Here is a 19,059-nt window from a genome sequence, read left to right on the forward strand (position 1 = left end):
CTTTTCGGTTAAACACAGACCTTTTTTAGATTTACTTTGTTTCGTTTAGCGATTAAACCGCTATTATTTTTATACATTGTTAGCTATAGTATTTTATTCAGTCAGCTTTAATTTATATCGAACATAATGTATACTTTTTATTGGCTTTCCATCTTTTAAAGCAGGCTCAAATTTTAATTCCACTATACTCGCTTTTACTTCTTTGTCTAACCACATATTATCGGCAATAGCGAAAGTTATGTCATCTACACTACCTTTTTCATTTACAAATACATTATATCCATATGAAATAGTTTTATCGTCTCCATATGCTTCAAATATTGATGTTTCAGCTTTAAATTTTCTGGCTAATTCTAAATGGTTTGTCGGGTTTGGTTTATTGTCTGGCAATTGGAAATTCTCATTGTCTTCATAACATCCTTTACACAGGACTGAAATAATATTTGTTTTGACTTTTGGATTCTTAAACTTTGGAAACTTTTTAGTTGAAATAGCTTTACCATTTTCATATATAGTTTCTTGCTCTAAATTTCCATTATCATAATACCTTCTAGTAATACCGTGTTCTTTACCATTTTGCATTTCTTGGTAAAGGGTTAGAACTCCATTTGTTAAAGTTTTTTGTTTTCCGTGTCTTTTGAAGTTCTTGTATTCTTGTTCATTACGTTCAACTTTATCTCCAAACATTGAATATTCATTTACATAAAGACCAGTCCCATTTGTTAAAGTTTTTTCTCCTTTGTTATTCCAATGATTTTTAAGTCTATAGTCTCCATTTATAAATTCTGCCTCAACTTTTTTGCTTCCATTTTCATAGAATTCTAGCCATTCGCCTATACGTTCATAGGCTGATTTGTATGTTCCTGATTTTGCGAGCTGTCCGTTTTCGTGCCATTCTTTGTACTCGCCAATTCTTTCGTTTTTTTCTATAAGTTTTGATTCATTTTTTTTTGGATTTCCATTTTCAAAAAACCATTTGTGTATTAAGATGTTTTTGGATGGTTCTTTAGTTATTTGATATTTTAATTTTCCACTATCATAGAATTCTTCTCGCTCTCCAGTTTGTTCTCCTTTTTTGTAATCTATTTTTTCTTTTAGTTTTCCGTTTTCATAAAAAGACTTGAATTCTCCATTTATTACGCCTTGTTCAAGCTGAAACTCTTCTTTGACTGTTTTGTCAGCATAAAAAGTCTTGTAAAGACCAGTAAAAGTCATATCAAATTCATATCCATCTTCATCAAGACATATTTCGTTTGGGTTTTTACGAATGTAAGATTCAATTAAAGACATTGTCTTTTCATTCATTTCATAATACTTGTCGTCAAGCAAAGACATTTCGTCAAGCCTATCATAAAGGTCGCTCCCAAACAAATCACTTTCTTGCGCTTTGTCCATCAGCTTTTTGTTTTTTTGATAGATTTTATCTGCTTTTTTGACCAGATTAGACATTTTAGTATCTCCAATATGTTCCAACCCTTTAATTATTGTTGGAACATAATGTCCATAACCATTGTAGTAAAATTGAACAAACCCACCATTTGTAACTTGTGCATCTAAATACCACCAATAATAAAGTGCTTTTTGTCCGTATGATAAAGATTTACCACGTTCGATTTCGTGTTCCTTGTCCTTTACAAATTTTGATATAGGTTCAAGAACAAACCAGCCAAAATCAAAACCACTTAATTTGAAGAATTCTCCTTTATTTAGTTCAGGTCGGAAATGTTCAGTTTCATTAAATTCCCAATAAGGGTCATTTTCGTCTTGAGCTTTGCAACCAAACAGATTTAATAGGTTCATAATTATTATTGAAATGACTAATATTCTTTTCATTCGCGATGTTTGTTCAACATTATAGCTAACAATTATATAAACACATTTTGTGGCGTTTATTGCATAATATTTCTGGATAAACGCCATAAAGTGCGTTTATTTTTTATATACACAAACCAAATATAAGAAATATCTTCAAGGCTGAATTATACTTTTATAGCACTCGTTAGTTTAAAACTTTGCTTAACTGCCACCAGTTACAAACTGGCGGTAGCGGGGAATATTCCGATTAGCACTTACCATCTCAAGCAATTACTTATAGCCATTGTTGTAAGTAGTCTTTAATTATTCATTACTTTATCGTAAAAGACTTTTTCAAATTCAAATATTTCGGATGCTTTAATTACATAACCAATATTCATTGGAATTTTGGTTTTTACTTCCGAACTATTTCTAAAGTCAATTTCATTAATTTTTGTAATTTCTCCCTTTACAGAGAATTGTGGGCCAGCATATAGAATTCCTAACAAGTAAAGTTTTAATCCAATTTTTGGTGTATAATTTTTATCAGTATAAATATCACGATAAAAGTAAATTGGTGAACCACTTGAACCATTAAATGCAGCTATATCAATTAAAAAAACTCTTTCTCCATTAAAATCCAAATAAGGTGTAGTAGCAGTAATTCCTTTTCGTACAATTGGTAAGTTATTTTTGATGTCCCACAGACCATTTGGGTAGCCAATCATTAAAACATCCTCTATGGATTTTAATTCATTTTTTTGGATTGAATCTGTCGGAATAGATTTTTTGTCCATTGTAATATATGATAAATCGACACCTCTTTTCTTAGACTCCGAAAGCATATTCATAATTGGTATCGCTACTAAGTCAATTTTCTTATTAGGATGTTCGTATACATAGGTTGTATCGTTAGGGATTGTTATTGATTGTGATTTGTCATTATTAGGTTTGTTGTCTTTTAAAGTCTTGAAGTATAATCGTATGTTCTTGAAACCATTAATAATATGTTTATTAGTGATTATCAATGGTATTTCATATTTTAAACTGTCGTTTTTTATTGTGTAGAAAAAGCCTGTTCCTGAACTTATAGAATCAATTTTATTATAGGCTTCGATTCTAATAGTTGTATTAATTAGTTGTTCCGAAATATGTAGATTATTCTGAGCAGTTAAGCCAAAACTTATAGATAAAAAAAATATTAACAGTTTCTTCATTTTCAGATTACTTACAACAATCATATAAACACATTTTATGGCGTTTATTGCCTAATATCTCTGGATAAACGCCACAAAGTGCGTTTATTTTTATATACACAAATCAAATATAAGAAATATCTCTCGTATTTGGAATAATATACTGTTTACTAAATATTTACCTTTTTCACTAAACTACTAGTTCTTACAAGTACAGAAGAAACTCTAAAAACATAACAAAGAATGAAAAAAAGTGTTTAAGTAAAACTTAGGATAGAAATGTTAGAAATCAAAAAACTCAGTTAATGTGATTCTGAAATAAGCACAGATTTTAACTAAAGTAAAATAGCTAACATCTCTTTTACCTTGTTCTATTCTTGCAAAGTGTATTCCAGTATCATTATACGCGTTTTGTTGACTTACGCCTTTATTATGACGTAATTCTTTTACTCTTTTAGCAAGTTGAGATAAAGCTAATTCTTTGGAGTCATTTTCCATGACACCAAGGTCATAACATATTTTTTTAACAACAATGACATTTTGGTCATTTTTTTATATATTAGCATTTTAATAGTTTTGCGATTCTTCGTATAGAAAATATTTGAAGCTGTCGCTTTGAGTCTCTAAATTGAAAACTGGTAATTTTTGCACATGAGATGATAAGCAGATTTGCTCACGTACCCGGGCGTGGGCTCTCTTATCGGTGCAAGGTAACCAGTACCTCAATTTAGATAAGTTGAGTTCCACGCCTTTTTTGTTTCCACACATAATAGGCTTCGATGAGATGATACCTCTTTTAAGGAACTAAACTTAAAATGTTACTAACTAACAACGTTAAATTCTATGGAGAAAGAGGACCGCTATGTATTACCTGATAGTTTTATACTACCACACTATGCCCTTATAGCCACATTAATGGTATTACTGGATAAATCTGAACTAAACCAAACCGTTAAAAAACATTGTAAAACAGGGTTAAGGGTTGTTGGCATTATTCATGCCGATAAGAGCTATAATACGGGAACTAATTTATTATTAAACAAAGAGTTCGATGGGTTCTTTGCATTATTTCCTACCGAATTTTTTAACAATAGAGCACTCATTCCAGCTATTATGATTATTGAAAACATAGAACAGTGTATTAAAAATAATTACTTAGAATGTGTTGATAGCTAGAGCCAAATAATATTTCGAATTGAAATGTTTTTGGCTCTTTTTTATGAAAAAAGGGAAACATATTAAAAAAACTTAGACAAACTAAATCGTAAAAAACTGTCTTCTTGAAAATTAGATAGTATAAATTCGTTAGCATCTATAGAATTAAAAATTCTGGCTTCAATTTCTGCTGTCCAACTACTTCCAAAACGTCTGGAAGCTTCTATACTAAATATTTTACTACTGGATTCTAAATCTGAAATACCTCCGATTAATATGGATGTATCTTGGGTATCGTTAAAAGCAATTCGGCTTCCAAAAAACACATCGTTTTGTAATACATTTAAAGCTAATTCATCACGCTCATCATAAAGATATTCTCCCAATAATCCAATATCTAAGCCATTGCCATCAATATTGCTAAAGGTAAACTCCAAACCCGCAACCATGGCAAAAAAATCTTGTGCTTTAGCCGACCTGTAAATAGACTCAAATTTCCATAAAAAGGCATTGTGAGTAATCTGTAAATCGAGCCCTGTTTGATTGATTACCGGGTAAAACGCGTTGATGTTACCTTGCTGATCGAACGTAATAAACAGAGGTTCTCTTCCATTTCCATAAAAATGTGTCAATCCAACATCAAAAGCCCCAAAATAATGCTTCCATCTAAAGGCTAAATCTTGTCTCCACTCTTCGGCACTACTTTCATATTGAAGATCGTCTTTATCTATAACTACAGGAAATCTTAAACGTCCTTTTTCCCCTGGAAATGTTCGTTTTCTATGATATGGTAAGTAAAAGAAATCGAAGCTACCTAGCTTTTTGGTTGTATAAGTAAACTGCACCAAGGGTTGTCCTAATTTATCTTCACCATCAAAAGACTCTACAGCATCTGTTTGGTTTATAATATCTACCAAATGGTTACTTTCTGCAACGCCCCAATATACTTTTTTAAGACCAATGCTTAACTCCCAATTGTTTTTTGCCTTTTGATAATACAGTTCTCTTATATCCCAATGGGTACGCTCATCATCTACATCTAATCTAAAAAAACCGGTAACATTAAATTGTTCATACCCTTTGTTCCAATCTACCGAATATTCTGGTGTAAAGGCTATGGAAGGGAAGTGTTGTTTTTGATTACTAAATGCGGCATCATTATAAAAATATCGGTATTCAGCTTCAACTTCCAGTTCGAGATCCTGATTGATTTTCTTTTCTTTATTTTGGGCATGAATAGTGCTCAAAAAAAGAATGAAAATAATGCTATTAAATATTATTTTTTGATTCATTTTGTTTTATTAAAAAACGTAAGTTCGACATGATTTTTTCAAAAAAGAAGAGTGGTTGTCATTCCGAACGCTATCGAAAACAAAATATATTTTGTTTGAAGATATGAAGCGGAGCTTTCGAGGAAGAATCTCATCCTTATGGGATTTCTCGTCACTCATACTTCGCTTTGTCGAAATGACAAATAACTTATAATTACAGTTTTAGATTTATTTTTTTGAAAAAATCATGTTGAACTTTCATTAAAAAAGCAACACCTAAAGGCTTTCATTAATCCGTGCCATTAATCAAATTAATCAAAAACTTAGGACAATTAGGACCATTCCAGCCTATGGCATTGCTTTACTCGAGTTAGTCTACTCTTAAGATCTTTTTAATGCGACTTGGGTAAAATCTTCTTCAGATAGGTTTGCATCAAAATTATAGTCGCTAAACTTTAATATGGTTTCTTTATTACTCTGGTGGTTTTTCATAATAAAGGTACCGGCTCTCCAAAATTTGTTCTTATAGATTTTGTAATCGCTATACAATAATGTTTTTAATAGTGCATTTTTTCTATCGTAAAACTCCACTTTTTCAAAACGATATCCTTTATCTTTATTATACGTGACTAAGCGTCTTGTGTATCCGGATTTTGGATCTACAGGGTCTTGTTCTACAACCAAAAGGCTTCCTTTTTCTTCAATAAACTTGTACGCATATTTTTCAACTTCTTGTGATGATAAATCTTCATAAGCAAATTCACTTCCTACAAAAGGTCCCGATTTATTGTTAGATGAAATTCTTTTTACACGTTTTATTGAAGGTAAGTACAGCCATTGATCGTCTGAACCAACCTTGTGTGTAAATGTTAAGGTTGAAGTTCCTTTAACATCTTTAGGGCTATTAAAGACTATTAAAGATTTGTCTCCATCTTCATTAAGTTCTAATGTTTTTGTAGTAAGCGAACGTTCACTGGTCTGACCATTTTTATTTTTAAGAGTCATTTTTAAATGCACTGTAGAGCTATTAAATCCCAGATCTGCTTGTTCTGCTGCCTTAGCTATTTGTAATCCACGTTCTTCTGGTGTTTGTGCCTGTATTCCTAAAGTGATGAATACGGTTAGTATAAAAACTATTTTTTTCATTTTTCTTATGTTTGATATTATTTAAATTTATTTATCGAAAGCTATTTGTCCTACTTTTACCTTTTCAACAGCTTCTTCTTTTCTACTTGTAAGAATCAATAATGATGGTAGTAATATAAAGTCTATTATTAATGCCGCTATAATGATGATAACTGTTATTCTAGCCATATAACTATTTAAAGCGAATGATGATGTAGAGAGTACAGCAAAGCCTGCTAATAAAACAATGGTTGTTGTTACGAGGGCTTTCCCAACCGTTTCAAAAGCATATACTACGGCTTGTTTAGCATCGTAACCTAACTCGCGCTTGGCTCTTAAAAACTTGCTCATAAAATGTACAGTATCATCAACAATAATTCCTAGTGTCATCCCGAAAACAATCACCATTCCTGTGTTTATTTGCGCTTTATAAAGTGCCCAAATACCAAAACCAACTAAAACCGGGGTTACATTTGGAATAATACTCAATAAGCCTAGTTTAAAATTTCTTAATGCCAACATGAGTACTAAAGAAATTAATATAAGCGCAATAATATTACCTTTGAACATACTGTCTGCTTGCCTAAATCCTAATTTAGAAAACATTAATGTTGGACTTACGCCAATGGCATGCATTGCTTTCGGGGTATTATTTCTTAACCAGTCTTCACCCTTTTTTGAAAAAGCAATCATATCGGCACTTGTAATATTATCGACTGTTACAGTGACACGTGTTTCGGACTTATCTACATTAATTTGGTTATTTAAATCTAATCCAAAAGGCAAAGACAATTCATAAAGTAATAAATACTGAGCGGCTTCATCCCTGTTATCTGGAACACGGTAAAAGCTTTCATCGTCACCATGCATCGACCTGTTTACACGTCGGGCAACTTCGCTAAAAGCATTAACATGTACCACTTCTGGTTGTTCGTTAAGCCAATCTTCAAAAGCATTTAAGTTTTTAAGATATTCCGGATTATTAATGCCTCCACTTTCTCCACTTCCTATGGAGTATTCAATATTATAAATACCTGTTAGGTTATCACTTATATAATCGGTGTCTGTTCTAAATTGAACACTTTCATCAAAGTAATTTATAAACTCGTCATTAAACACATTTTTAGTAGCTAGGTAAGTAAGCCCTCCAATAATTAAAAAAGAGATCACGGTTAATCTTACTGGTTGTTTCACCACATAATTCCCTAAGCTGGTGTACCAATTTTTATGTTCTTTTACTGCTTCTTTTCTAACTCTAGACTTAACCGGTAAAACAGCCATTAATGCTGGTAACGTTGTGGTAGAGTAGAGAAAAGCCATGACCATACCAAAGGCCGTAATATTTCCTAAATCCCAAAACGGTGGTACATCACCAAAATTCATGGTTAAAAACCCTATCACAGTCGTTAAACTTGTAATAAATACGGGCATAAAGTTTAATCGTATGGCTTCTTTTAGGGCGTCTACTTTATTAAGTCCGTCTTTACGCATTTTTTGAAGCATAGTGACAAGGATATGAATACTATCTGCTACTGCTAGCGTAAGAATCATGGTTGGAAATACGGATGAAGGTGGCGTTAATTTAATTCCCATTATACCAACAAAACCAATAGCACTCATTATAGAAAATAGAACGACAACTAAAGTAGCCAAGGTGCTCCAAATATTTCTAGTTAAAATAAATGTTGTTATAATAACTATAATTAACATGATCATAGTTAACGCCATATCATTCATTGATGATTCAAAGAAAGCGGTATTCATTGGTATTAAACCAGAGGTGTGCACTTCAAAATTTGGATGTTTTTCCTTAAAATCAGAAATCATATTTCTAACAAAGGGCGTTACTTCTCCCGGGATTTCATTTAAATCTATTCCTGGAAGTCTAACCGTTATATTTATGGCTGTAACACTACCTTTCTCATTAAGAATTCTATTAACAAGCAAGGGTTCTTTTAAAGCTTTTTCCTTAATCTCTAAAATCTCAGCATCGGTTTTTAAAGACGATTCATAAGATAAATCATCAACATACAAATCATCGCCATCGGCACTTGTATGCTGAAAATTAGTTAAGGCATCTACTCTAGAGGAGTATGGTGTATTCCATGCCTCTGCGGTTAACGCTTCTATGGCGGTAAGGTTCTCTTTTGTGAATATATCACCATTTGATGGAGACAGTACAATAACGACGTTATCATCTTTGGTATACTTGTCTTGTAAAGCATCAAAGGCTTCTAATTCTGGGTTCGATTTACTAAAGAAAACATGGTAATCTCCATCAAATTCCATATTTCCTTGAGAGCCTAATCCAATGGCTAACACTAATGTCGCCAATAATACTGGCCATTTATATTTAATTACGAAGTTGGCCCAACTTCTGGCAAAAACATTGGTGGCATTTCCTGCCTTTTTAAACGCATTCATATAGTGATTTTAAAATAATTGACCAGTCAATTATATATTTTGACCAATCTGGTTAATAATTAATCTTTATGTTAAAGACGATTTACAAATTCATAACAGGGACAAAAAAATTAATATTTTAATAGTTGACCAGTCGTCTATTAAAATTTAAAAAAATTACAGTTAAATTATGTTTTTAACCATAATCATAAAATTATCAATGGGTTCTGCACTTTGCTTTTCTTTCATGCTAATCATAGCACCCTTTCCGGCATCTTCAATAAAAGCAGCTATAACATCTGCTTTTATAGTTTTTTCAATCTCTCCTAATTCTTGGGCCTCTTTAAAAATATTGGTAATTAATGATAACATTTTCTCTTCTTTAACTAAAATAGCAGTTCTTATCTTTTCATTATGTTCTGCCATTTCACTAGCTAAATTGCATGCCATACACCCCATTTGGCAATTCATTTCATTTTTTAAAATATCTACTCTAAATTGGTAAAAATCCAAAAGCTTTTGTTTTGGAGCTATAGATTTATCTTCTAATTTCTCTATAGCTATAGCTAAATGCAAATCAAAATATTTATTTATAGCTTTAACTGCAAAATCCTCTTTAGATTCAAAATAAAAATAAAAAGAACCTTTTGGTACATCTGCAGCTTTAACTATATCATTTACACTCGTACCATTGTATCCTTTACTCCAAAGGATCTCTATTCCCTTTTCTAAAAGGAAATCTGCTTTAGCATCATGTTTAACAGTTTTGAGCATAAATTAAAATTAGTGACAAAAATATGACCACTCGTCTAGTAATTCCAAATTTTAAATGTTAAAGTTTTTATAAACGCAAAAAAGGCTGCCTAAATAGGCAACCTTTTTTTACTACTAATCAATCAAAAACTACTTACTTAACTGTAAGCGTATATTGTGGTGTTGGATTTAATGGGCAGAAATAAACATACTCTCCTTTTGTTAACTTGGTAACATTTGTTTTTTCTACCTTACCCTCTTTAACAACTGTTGTTACATATGCTGTTTTAATATGGTTTTCCGGTTTACTGGCATCTTTACCTTTAGGTACTAATACTAAACCTACCTCTTTTGCTGCATGATTATTTGATACTGCAAATACGTAAGACCCTTCACTTAATGTTAAAGCTTTTTGAGTAAATTCTCCTTTGGTTTGCTCTAAGGATACTGTCTTTACAGTATTCATTGCGTCTTGGGCATTCGTGTTCATTGTAAATGCTAATGCGATTACTAAAATTGAAATGATTTTTTTCATTGTTTTTGTTTTTATGTCCTCTCGAACATTACTTAAGCAAAATATATTTTGCTGTAAGTAGCGCGTGAAGCTCGAAGAGGGATTACTGAATAGTTAAATTAAAAGGCCTTGACTGCGCTCTGCCTGACATTATTTGAATTATTTATACGGCTACTGCTTCTAATGGTTGTGCTACCGGAAAATCTACAGGGACTTGGGTTGTTTGGTGAACATAATTAGAAATTGTTTTATCTCCTACTAAAGAAATAGTATCTATTAAGTTACCTTTTGTATATCCTGCGTTAAAGAAATTTTCTAAAACAGCTTCTTCTGTTTTCCCTCTGTTTTCTGTAATGTTTTTAGCTAACTGTGCTAAAGCGTTTAATTTGGAATCGAATGACGCATAACCAGCTCTTAATTCTAAGATTTGTTCGTCGGTAAATCCATTCATTTTCCCTATAGCTGTGTGAGCTGATAAACAGTAAACACATGCGTTAACTTCACTTACAGCTAGATTAACCACTTCTTTTTCTTTTGCTGATAATGATGTTTTTGCATTTGAAAAATTTAAGTAGTTTTCTAATGCTGTATCACTATGTGCTTAAGTTGCATATAAGTTTGGTACAAAACCTAAAGCTTTGTTTAAATTATCGAAAATAGCTTGGTTATTTTCGTTTACGTCTTCTCTTTTTGGTACATTAAATGTGCTCATAATTTTAATTTTTAATATCTATTATTTTTGAAATTTTATTGTTTGTAATTCTGGTACAAAGATGCAATCAAATAAAAGGTTATACCATGTAAGTTCTTCCTTAATGATTGTCAATTTTTCCCTTTCCTATTTTGAAGAGAAAATATTAGCGTCTATATGAGGTCTTTCTGCGTCACAATAGAAATCGTGAATGTGTTTTTGTTCACAATGTGTTTTAGGACTTATTGTATGAAGTACTTTTTTTCTATTATTACTGAATATCTCAATTAAATTGAAAATGGATATATGTTTTAAATTCATAGCTTTAACTGTTTAAATTATACACTACAAAGATGCCTTATAACGAGGTGTTATAAAATAAACGTATTTCCCTAAAGCTTGTCAATTTTTCCTAAGAAGCAGATTTGAGCTGTTTTTTAAACTCTGAAGGGGATAAAGTCGTGTGTTTTTTAAATAATCTACTTAAATGTGAAGCGTCTTCAAAACCAATTTCAAAAGCAATTTCTTTGGCTGTCTTATCCGTATAAACCAGCAATCGTTTTGATTCAAGAATAAGGCGTTCGTGAATTATTTTTAGCGGACTGGTGTCTAATTTAGCAAAAGTATTTGATAAGGTTTTTGGAGATTTAAAGAGTTTATCTGCATAAAAACTTACACTATGCTCTGTTTTAAAATATGATTCTACTAACAGGTTAAACTCACGCAATAAGTCTATTTTAGAATTTTTAGAAGTAGTTTCTATAAAGCCTTCTTTTGCTTTTAATAATCGGGTGCTTATAATTATAAATCGTGCCATAAGCATACGCAACATCTCGGCTTGAATATTGTCTTTCGTTTCTAGTTCATCAATAAAAACTTCATGCAATATTTTAAATTTACGTTGTTCGTCTAAATTAAGTTCTATAAGCGGAATATGTACGTTTCCAAAAAACAAAAGACCAACACAGCTTACTTCTTGATCATGATCTTTAATACAATAAAACTCTCTATTAAATTGATATACCACCAAATCTTTACCTTCTATAAATTGTAAATATTGAATCGTGGTTAATGCTAATATACTATGTGGTTTTATGGTATGAGGAATACTATCTACAACAATTTCTGCCTTAGAATCATTGGTTCTAATAAACATAAATAATCCTGCTTGCTTAGTTTGTTTGTATGGTTTTAAAAGGGACTCATCTCCCACATTTAAAATGGCATTGGTAGAAAATTCTGTAAATGTTTTTAGCATTTCTACTTAGTCTTTTGTTTTTGAATAACATTACAATACTCCTAATAATTTTAAAAGCGCACAAAAAAACTACAAAATACTAACTTGTAAATATGGGTCTATAACAAAAGTCAGACATTGATACTACTTATGTAATTTTAATTGGATACGCTTTCGCGGAATATCGACCTCTAACACTTTTACTATGATTTGTTGATGTAAACTGACATGTTCATTAACATCTTTTACAAAGGCGTCTGATAGATTTGATACGTGAATCAATCCGCTTTCTTTAATACCAACATCTACAAAACAACCAAAGTTTGTAATATTGTTGACAATTCCAGGGAGTAATTGACCTTCTCTTAAATCTGAAATCGTTTTTATATTCTGATTAAACGTGAATACTTTTGCTTGCTCTCGAATATCTAATCCTGGTTTTTCAAGTTCTTTAACGATATCTTGTAGGGTTAATAATCCAACGGATTCTGTACAATATTGCTTTAAATCTATTTTTTTAAGACGTTCTGCATTACCAATAAGGTCTTGAATGCTTTTTCCAAGGTCTTTAGCCATTTTGGTAACCACAGCATAACTTTCTGGATGCACCGCAGAATCGTCTAATGGGTTTTTGGCATCTTTAATTCTTAAAAAGGCAGCACCTTGCTCGAAAGCTTTACTACCTAATCGTGGCACTTTTTTAATATCGTTTCTTGATGTAAATACGCCATTTTCGTTACGGAAATTAAAAATATTTTCTGCTAATTTCGGACCAATACCAGACACATAGCTCAATAAACTTTTACTAGCTGTATTGATGTTCACACCAACGGAGTTTACACAATGTTCTACAACGCCATCCAATGATTTTTGCAGCTTTCCTTGATCCACATCATGTTGATATTGCCCTACTCCAATAGACTTAGCATCAATTTTAACCAATTCTGCTAAAGGATCTTGTAAACGACGCCCAATAGACACCGAACCTCTTACCGTAACATCGTAATCTGGAAATTCTTCGCGTGCAATCTTTGATGCCGAATAAATACTCGCTCCTGCCTCACTTACTACAAAAACCTGAATATCATTTTTAAAATGAATCTTTCTAATTAAGGCTTCTGTTTCTCGTGATGCCGTTCCATTACCAATAGCTATAGCTTCAATTTTATAGGCATCTGCCAATGAGCTTATTTTTTTCATCGCCCCCGTTGCATCACTTTTTGGCGGGTGTGGATATATGGTTTCATTGTATTTTAATTGTCCTTGTGCATCTAAACACACCACTTTACAACCTGTTCTAAACCCTGGATCAATTGCTAAAACCCTTTTTTCTCCCAATGGAGAACCTAACAATAATTGTTTTAAGTTTTTCGCAAATACATTAATAGCAGATTCGTCCGCTTTATCTTTTGCTATTTGTAAAGCTTCATGACTTAACGATGGTAATAATAAACGTTTATAAGCGTCTGCAATAGCTAACTCTATCTGATCTGCACATGCATTATTACTACGAATTATTCTGTTTTCTATTTTATCTAATGCCCTATCGTTATCAATCTCTATTTTAACTCGAATAAACCCTTCATTTTCTGCTCTTAAAATAGCTAATAACCTATGTGATGGGATTCTACTTAAACTCTCAGACCAATCGAAATAGTCTCTGAATTTTTGAGCGGCTTCATCCTCCGCTTTTGTTTTTACAACTTTCGTAGAAATCATTGCAAAACGTTCTAACTGATAACGAATATTATTTCTAATATCGGTACGTTCGTTTACCCATTCGGCAATAATATGTCTTGCGCCTTCTAAAGCGGATTCCACCGAATCAATAACGCCTTTTATATATTTAAAAGCAATGGATTCCACATCATTAGCATTCTGACTCATAATAATTTTAGCTAAAGGCTCTAATCCATTTTTACGGGCTGTCTCTGCTTTCGTTTTCCTGCTTTTTTTGTATGGTAAATAAATATCCTCAAGCGTTGTTAAATCTTGAGTAGATGCTATTTTTTGTTTTAATTCAGGTGTTAAAACAGCTTGTTCTTCTAAGGCTTTTAAAATAGCTTTTTTTCGTTTTTCTAAAGCTTCAAATTGTTCTTTATATTTTACAATCTCACCAATTTGAACCTCATCCAAATCACCCGTTCGTTCCTTTCTGTAACGCGAAATAAAAGGGATTGTGCAATCCTCATTAAGTAATTCAATCGTGTTTTTTACAGATTGCTCTGGGAGTTGGGTCTGGGTTGTTATAAACTTTAAAATATCAATCATTTAATAATTCGAATTAATTGAAGGCACAAAAAAAATCTCGTTTTCAAAAATAACATTGAAAACGAGATTTATGCAAGTTTAATTATAATTTTAGTTATTCGCTTGTGCTTTTGCTTCTTTAATCATCTTTTCATTAGGTAAAATAGCAATATTTACACGTCTGTTCTTTGCTCTACCCTGTGCTGTTGAATTATCATGCTTTGGTTGAGTTTCTCCAAACCAATTTGTTGTAAATCTACCAGAGTTAAGCCCTTTATTTTTTAAATAACCGGTAACAGCATACGCTCTGTTTTTAGACAAAGTCATATTATAGCCCGCATCTCCTGCGCTATCAGTATGTCCTACGACTAAAATATTCGTATCTGGATATTCTTTAAAAACACCTGCCAATTTATTCAGTGTTGTTTGAGAAGCTGCATTGATATTATACTTGTTAGTATCAAAATAAACCCCACTGCCTTCATCAAACGTTATAACGATACCATCATCTACACGCTCAACCTCTGCTCCGGGGATTTCTTCTTCTATTTTTTGAGCTTGTTTATCCATTTTGTTTCCAATAAGCACACCAGCGCCTCCGCCAATTACACCACCAATAACAGCTCCTAATTCACCATTACCACCTTTACCAACGTTATTACCAATAATAGCTCCTAAAATGGCTCCACCTGCTGCTCCTATTACAGCTCCTTTTTGTTTATTGTTTGCATTTTGTACGGCTTTACAATTTGTTAGATTTATCGTTAAAATAAGTACTAAAAAAATTAATCCGATTCTGTTTAAAAATGTCTTCATTATTTTATTGTTTATTAAAATTCATTGTAATTGTAAACGGTTTGCCATCAACTGATACGGTTTGTTGCCATTGCATCATTACATCTGACAATGAGGTTAATTTTAATCGAAAACCCCGGTTGGTATCAGATTTATATTTCTCATTGGTTGGTTTAAGTAGAAAATCGTAAAGTCCAGTTTGGGGGTCAATTTCTTGAATTGTAAAAACAAAATTCCGAACTCCGCTTGAACAGCTAGTATCATTAATATTATAAACTCCCGTATTGTTATTGGGAACAAACTGCCATGTACTTCCCTCAAAGCATTCTTTTGAAGCATCATTAAGTAAATTAACATTATAGGTCCCTTTTTCGCTATAAGTTATTGAATTTAGTAACCAGTCTCCCTTGATTACTTTTTTTGAATCCCTTACAGTTTTTGATGTTCCACAGGATACTAAGCTAATAGCAATTAATAAAAGAAGTGTGTTTTTCATAAATTTAAATTTAATAAATATCTAAAGGTATTTACGAATTAGAGCTTCTCTTCAGATGTTTTTTATATATAATTTTTCTGAAGAATTTAAGCTCTTAACGTAGACAACTTTAAGACACAGTCTAAATAAGTTGGTCACTTTTTTTCGACAACTTATTTAAAAATGCAGTGCATTTAAAAGCTGAATCGTGTGCTTCAATAGGTTAGATAGATATATTAAAAAATTGATGGCTTGTAATTAAGCATAACATGTTTATCATCCTAAACTTACTTTAGAGTTGTTTTTTAATAAATTATTGATTTTCAATAATTATGGAATATTGAAACAAGTCAGCATAACGTGTAAAAATGCAATATGATACAAAACGGAAAGTCTTTTTTAAGCTACTTTTTTAAGCAAATCAAAACAAGGGCACTTTTTACAACGTTTATTCTCGCCTTTTTTAAATTTTTTACAGCAGCTTGTTTTTACTTTATCAGTAGTTATAATACCAATTTGTTGTAATTTCTTAATTGCTTTTTTCTTCTTCTTTTTGCCCAAAACAGAATCCAAAGTTTAGATAACTCGGCAAATGTATTTATTTTTATTTAATCTAAATAAAGTTTGTTGTTAAAATTATTGAGGGGTATCTGTTGCTGCGGTAGTTACGGTTAAATTTTCAATATCTCTATCGAATAAATAAAGTCCTCCTTTGTCGTCACCAATCATATTTATTTTATCAAGAATAGTACGTGCCACCGCTTCTTCTTCTATTTGTTCTGCAACATACCATTGTAAAAAGTTATGTGTTGCATAGTCTTTTTCTTGAAGACTAATATGTACCAACTCATTAATACTCTGAGATACAAATACTTCATGTTCAAATAATTTTTCGAACATTTCTTTAAAAGAGTTAAAGGTTACATTAGGTGCTGCCAACTGGGAAATTTTTGCATGACCTCCACGCTCGTTAACAAACTTTACTAATTTTAGCATATGTTCGCGTTCTTCATCAGATTGTGCATACATAAAATTAGAGACACCTTCCAAGCCTTTTACCTCAGCCCAGCATGCCATAGCTAAATAAATTTGAGAAGATTCTGCTTCTATTCTTATTTGATTATTTAATGCGTCTTCTATGGTTTTTGATAACATGATATTTCTTTTTACGTAAAGTTAAATATTTCTTTAATTACTGAAATAAAATTAAGATAAAATTAAGTCAATACTATGTGTGTTTTACACAACATACTACAGCCCATATAAATAATTAGCTTATTTGCAGTCCATTCGTTACAGCAGTATCATCCGGATTTACAAATACTAATTTCCCATCTGGTGTCTCGGTCATTAAAATCATACCCTCACTTTCAACACCTCTTAATGCTCTTGGCGCTAGATTTACTAAAACAGTGACACGCTTTCCAACCACTTCTTCGGCAGTAAAGCTTTCTGCTATTCCAGAAACTATGGTTCGTACGTCAATACCTGTATCAACTTTTAAGACCAATAATTTTTTAGCTTTTGGCATTTTTTCAGCTTCCAAAATGGTTCCAACACGCATATCTAATTTAGTAAAATCTTCAAACGTAATGGTATCCTTTTGCGGTTCTACGACAGCATTTTCTAGCTCGTTTGCTTTTTTACTAGCTTCCAATTTATCAAGCTGCGCTTGAATAGTGGTATCTTCAATTTTAGAGAATAATAATTCTGCTTTTCTTATTTTATGACCTGCTGGAATTAAAACTTCTTTTGTTTTAACTTCGTTCCAAGTGGATTCCGCATCAAGTGCGGAATGACAAAGAATATCTTTTAATTTTTTTGATGTGAATGGTAAAAATGGCTCACTTAAAGTTGCTAAAGCTGATGCTATTTGAAGGGCTACATACATAATTGTTTTTGTACGTTCTGCATCTACTTTAATGACTTTCCAAGGTTCTGCATCTGCTAAATATTTATTACCTAGTCGCGCCAAATTCATAAGCTCTTGTTGCGCTTCTCTAAAACGATAGCGTTCAATAGAACTAGAGATCACATCTGGATAGGCTTTTACCGTTGTTAATGTTTCTTCATCTACCTGAGATAATGCATTTGGAGTAGGAGTCACACCATCATAATACTTGTTAGTCAATACCACAACACGGTTAATAAAATTCCCAAAAATGGCAACCAACTCATTATTATTTCTTGCTTGAAAATCTTTCCACGTAAAATCATTATCCTTTGTTTCTGGTGCATTCGACGTTAAAGCGTAACGTAACACATCTTGCTGACCCGGGAATTCTTCTAAGTATTCTGGTAACCAAACGGCCCAATTTTTTGAGGTTGATAATTTATTACCTTCTAAATTTAAAAACTCATTAGCAGGCACATTCTCTGGTAAAATATAAGAGCCTTCGGCTTTTAACATGGCTGGAAAAATGATACAGTGGAATACTATATTATCTTTTCCTATAAAATGAACCAGTTTGGTCTCTTTATCTTTCCAGTAAGGTTCCCAATCTTTCCCTTCACGTTCTGCCCATTCTATAGTAGATGAGATATATCCTATCGGAGCATCAAACCAAACATAAAGTACTTTCCCTTCACCGCCTTCTGCTGGTACAGGAATTCCCCAATCTAAATCTCTGGTTACGGCACGCGGGCGTAAGCCATCATCAATCCATGATTTACATTGTCCGTATACATTAGATTTCCAATCTTTTTTATGACCTTCAAGAATCCATTCTTTTAAAAACGCTTCATGTTTATCTAAAGGTAAAAACCAGTGCTTTGTTTGTTTTAAAGTCGGCGTATTTCCTGTTAAAGCTGACTTCGGATTTATTAAATCGGTCGCATTATGACTGGTCCCGCAATTTTCACATTGGTCGCCGTAACTTTCTTCATTTCCACATTTGGGACATGTCCCAACCACAAATCGATCTGCTAAAAATTGATTTGCTTCTGCATCATATAATTGTTCTGTTACTTCTTCAATAAACTCACCTTTATCATTTAAAGTTGTGAAAAATTCTGAAGCTGTTTTATGATGAACTTTTGCAGAGGTACGCGAATAATTATCAAAAGTAATCCCAAAATCTTCAAACGATTTTTTAATAATGGCATGGTATTTATCTACAACATCCTGTGGTGACACACCTTCGTTTTTCGCTTTAATTGTAATAGGCACACCATGCTCATCACTCCCACCAATAAGTATAACGTCGTTTCCTGTTAATCGTAAATAACGTGCATAAATATCTGCTGGAACATACACGCCTGCTAAATGTCCAATATGAATTGGTCCATTGGTATAAGGAAGTGCTGTGGTAATCGTATATCGTTTAGGTGCGTTCATTTCTTTTTTAAATAAGGGACAAAAGTACGCATTTTGACTACGATTTAGAAAAAAAATGTACAT

General features: G+C 32.2%; 16 protein-coding genes and 1 pseudogene. 1 reads left to right on the top strand and 16 read right to left on the bottom strand.

Annotated elements, in window-relative coordinates:
* Nucleotides 1-93: 93 nt before the first annotated feature.
* The 3 genes from Q4Q34_RS06380 to Q4Q34_RS06390 all read right to left on the bottom strand — a co-directional run bounded on the left by Q4Q34_RS06380 (nt 94) and on the right by Q4Q34_RS06390 (nt 3,488).
* Nucleotides 94-1,833: a DMP19 family protein gene (locus Q4Q34_RS06380; protein ID WP_303316429.1), complete on the bottom strand. Its 1,740-nt coding sequence runs from the start codon at nt 1,831-1,833 to the stop codon at nt 94-96.
* Nucleotides 1,834-2,114: 281 nt separating this feature from the next.
* Complete coding sequence (locus Q4Q34_RS06385; RefSeq protein WP_303316430.1) at nt 2,115-3,011, bottom strand: S1 family peptidase; 897 nt, start codon at nt 3,009-3,011, stop codon at nt 2,115-2,117.
* Nucleotides 3,012-3,272: 261 nt separating this feature from the next.
* On the bottom strand, nt 3,273-3,488 hold the full coding sequence (locus Q4Q34_RS06390) for a helix-turn-helix domain-containing protein (protein WP_303316431.1): 216 nt from the start codon (nt 3,486-3,488) through the stop codon (nt 3,273-3,275).
* Between the two features lie 345 nt (nt 3,489-3,833).
* Between Q4Q34_RS06390 and Q4Q34_RS06395 the strand changes: the two genes are divergently transcribed.
* Nucleotides 3,834-4,166 (top strand): hypothetical protein, encoded by a 333-nt coding sequence (locus Q4Q34_RS06395; protein ID WP_303316432.1) that lies wholly within the window; start codon nt 3,834-3,836, stop codon nt 4,164-4,166.
* A 62-nt stretch (nt 4,167-4,228) separates the two neighbouring features.
* Here Q4Q34_RS06395 and Q4Q34_RS06400 read toward each other — a convergent pair whose 3' ends face one another.
* The 13 genes and pseudogenes from Q4Q34_RS06400 to metG all read right to left on the bottom strand — a co-directional run bounded on the left by Q4Q34_RS06400 (nt 4,229) and on the right by metG (nt 19,059).
* A complete protein-coding gene (locus Q4Q34_RS06400) occupies nt 4,229-5,437 on the bottom strand; it encodes a hypothetical protein (protein ID WP_303316433.1) in 1,209 nt (402 codons plus the stop codon).
* A gap of 360 nt (nt 5,438-5,797) precedes the next feature.
* Complete coding sequence (locus tag Q4Q34_RS06405; RefSeq protein WP_303316434.1) at nt 5,798-6,562, bottom strand: outer membrane lipoprotein-sorting protein; 765 nt, start codon at nt 6,560-6,562, stop codon at nt 5,798-5,800.
* Nucleotides 6,563-6,589: 27 nt separating this feature from the next.
* Nucleotides 6,590-8,965 (bottom strand): efflux RND transporter permease subunit, encoded by a 2,376-nt coding sequence (locus Q4Q34_RS06410; RefSeq protein WP_303316435.1) that lies wholly within the window; start codon nt 8,963-8,965, stop codon nt 6,590-6,592.
* Nucleotides 8,966-9,127: 162 nt separating this feature from the next.
* On the bottom strand, nt 9,128-9,718 hold the full coding sequence (locus Q4Q34_RS06415) for a TetR/AcrR family transcriptional regulator (RefSeq protein ID WP_303316436.1): 591 nt from the start codon (nt 9,716-9,718) through the stop codon (nt 9,128-9,130).
* A 133-nt stretch (nt 9,719-9,851) separates the two neighbouring features.
* Entirely contained in the window at nt 9,852-10,232 is a 381-nt protein-coding gene (locus tag Q4Q34_RS06420; RefSeq protein WP_303316437.1) for a cupredoxin domain-containing protein, read from the bottom strand.
* A gap of 142 nt (nt 10,233-10,374) precedes the next feature.
* Nucleotides 10,375-10,923, bottom strand: a pseudogene (locus Q4Q34_RS06425) (carboxymuconolactone decarboxylase family protein).
* A gap of 126 nt (nt 10,924-11,049) precedes the next feature.
* Nucleotides 11,050-11,223 (bottom strand): hypothetical protein, encoded by a 174-nt coding sequence (locus Q4Q34_RS06430; RefSeq protein WP_303316438.1) that lies wholly within the window; start codon nt 11,221-11,223, stop codon nt 11,050-11,052.
* A gap of 91 nt (nt 11,224-11,314) precedes the next feature.
* Nucleotides 11,315-12,160, bottom strand: a complete 846-nt coding sequence (locus Q4Q34_RS06435) for a helix-turn-helix domain-containing protein (protein WP_303316439.1) — start codon at nt 12,158-12,160, stop codon at nt 11,315-11,317.
* Nucleotides 12,161-12,283: 123 nt separating this feature from the next.
* The gene (locus tag Q4Q34_RS06440; RefSeq protein ID WP_303316440.1) at nt 12,284-14,410 is read right to left on the bottom strand and encodes a Tex family protein; all 2,127 of its coding nucleotides are present in this window, start codon (nt 14,408-14,410) and stop codon (nt 12,284-12,286) included.
* Nucleotides 14,411-14,500: 90 nt separating this feature from the next.
* A complete protein-coding gene (locus Q4Q34_RS06445; protein ID WP_303316441.1) occupies nt 14,501-15,205 on the bottom strand; it encodes an OmpA family protein in 705 nt (234 codons plus the stop codon).
* 4 nt (nt 15,206-15,209) lie between these two features.
* Nucleotides 15,210-15,680 carry a lipocalin family protein gene (locus Q4Q34_RS06450; RefSeq protein WP_303316442.1) on the bottom strand — a complete coding sequence of 157 codons (471 nt, stop codon included), beginning with the start codon at nt 15,678-15,680 and terminating at the stop codon, nt 15,210-15,212.
* Between the two features lie 615 nt (nt 15,681-16,295).
* Nucleotides 16,296-16,814 carry a ferritin gene (locus tag Q4Q34_RS06455; RefSeq protein WP_303316443.1) on the bottom strand — a complete coding sequence of 173 codons (519 nt, stop codon included), beginning with the start codon at nt 16,812-16,814 and terminating at the stop codon, nt 16,296-16,298.
* Between the two features lie 115 nt (nt 16,815-16,929).
* Nucleotides 16,930-19,059: a methionine--tRNA ligase gene (gene metG / locus Q4Q34_RS06460; RefSeq protein WP_303316444.1), complete on the bottom strand. Its 2,130-nt coding sequence runs from the start codon at nt 19,057-19,059 to the stop codon at nt 16,930-16,932.

This window comes from Flavivirga abyssicola (assembly GCF_030540775.2).
GTDB lineage: Bacteria > Bacteroidota > Bacteroidia > Flavobacteriales > Flavobacteriaceae > Flavivirga > Flavivirga abyssicola.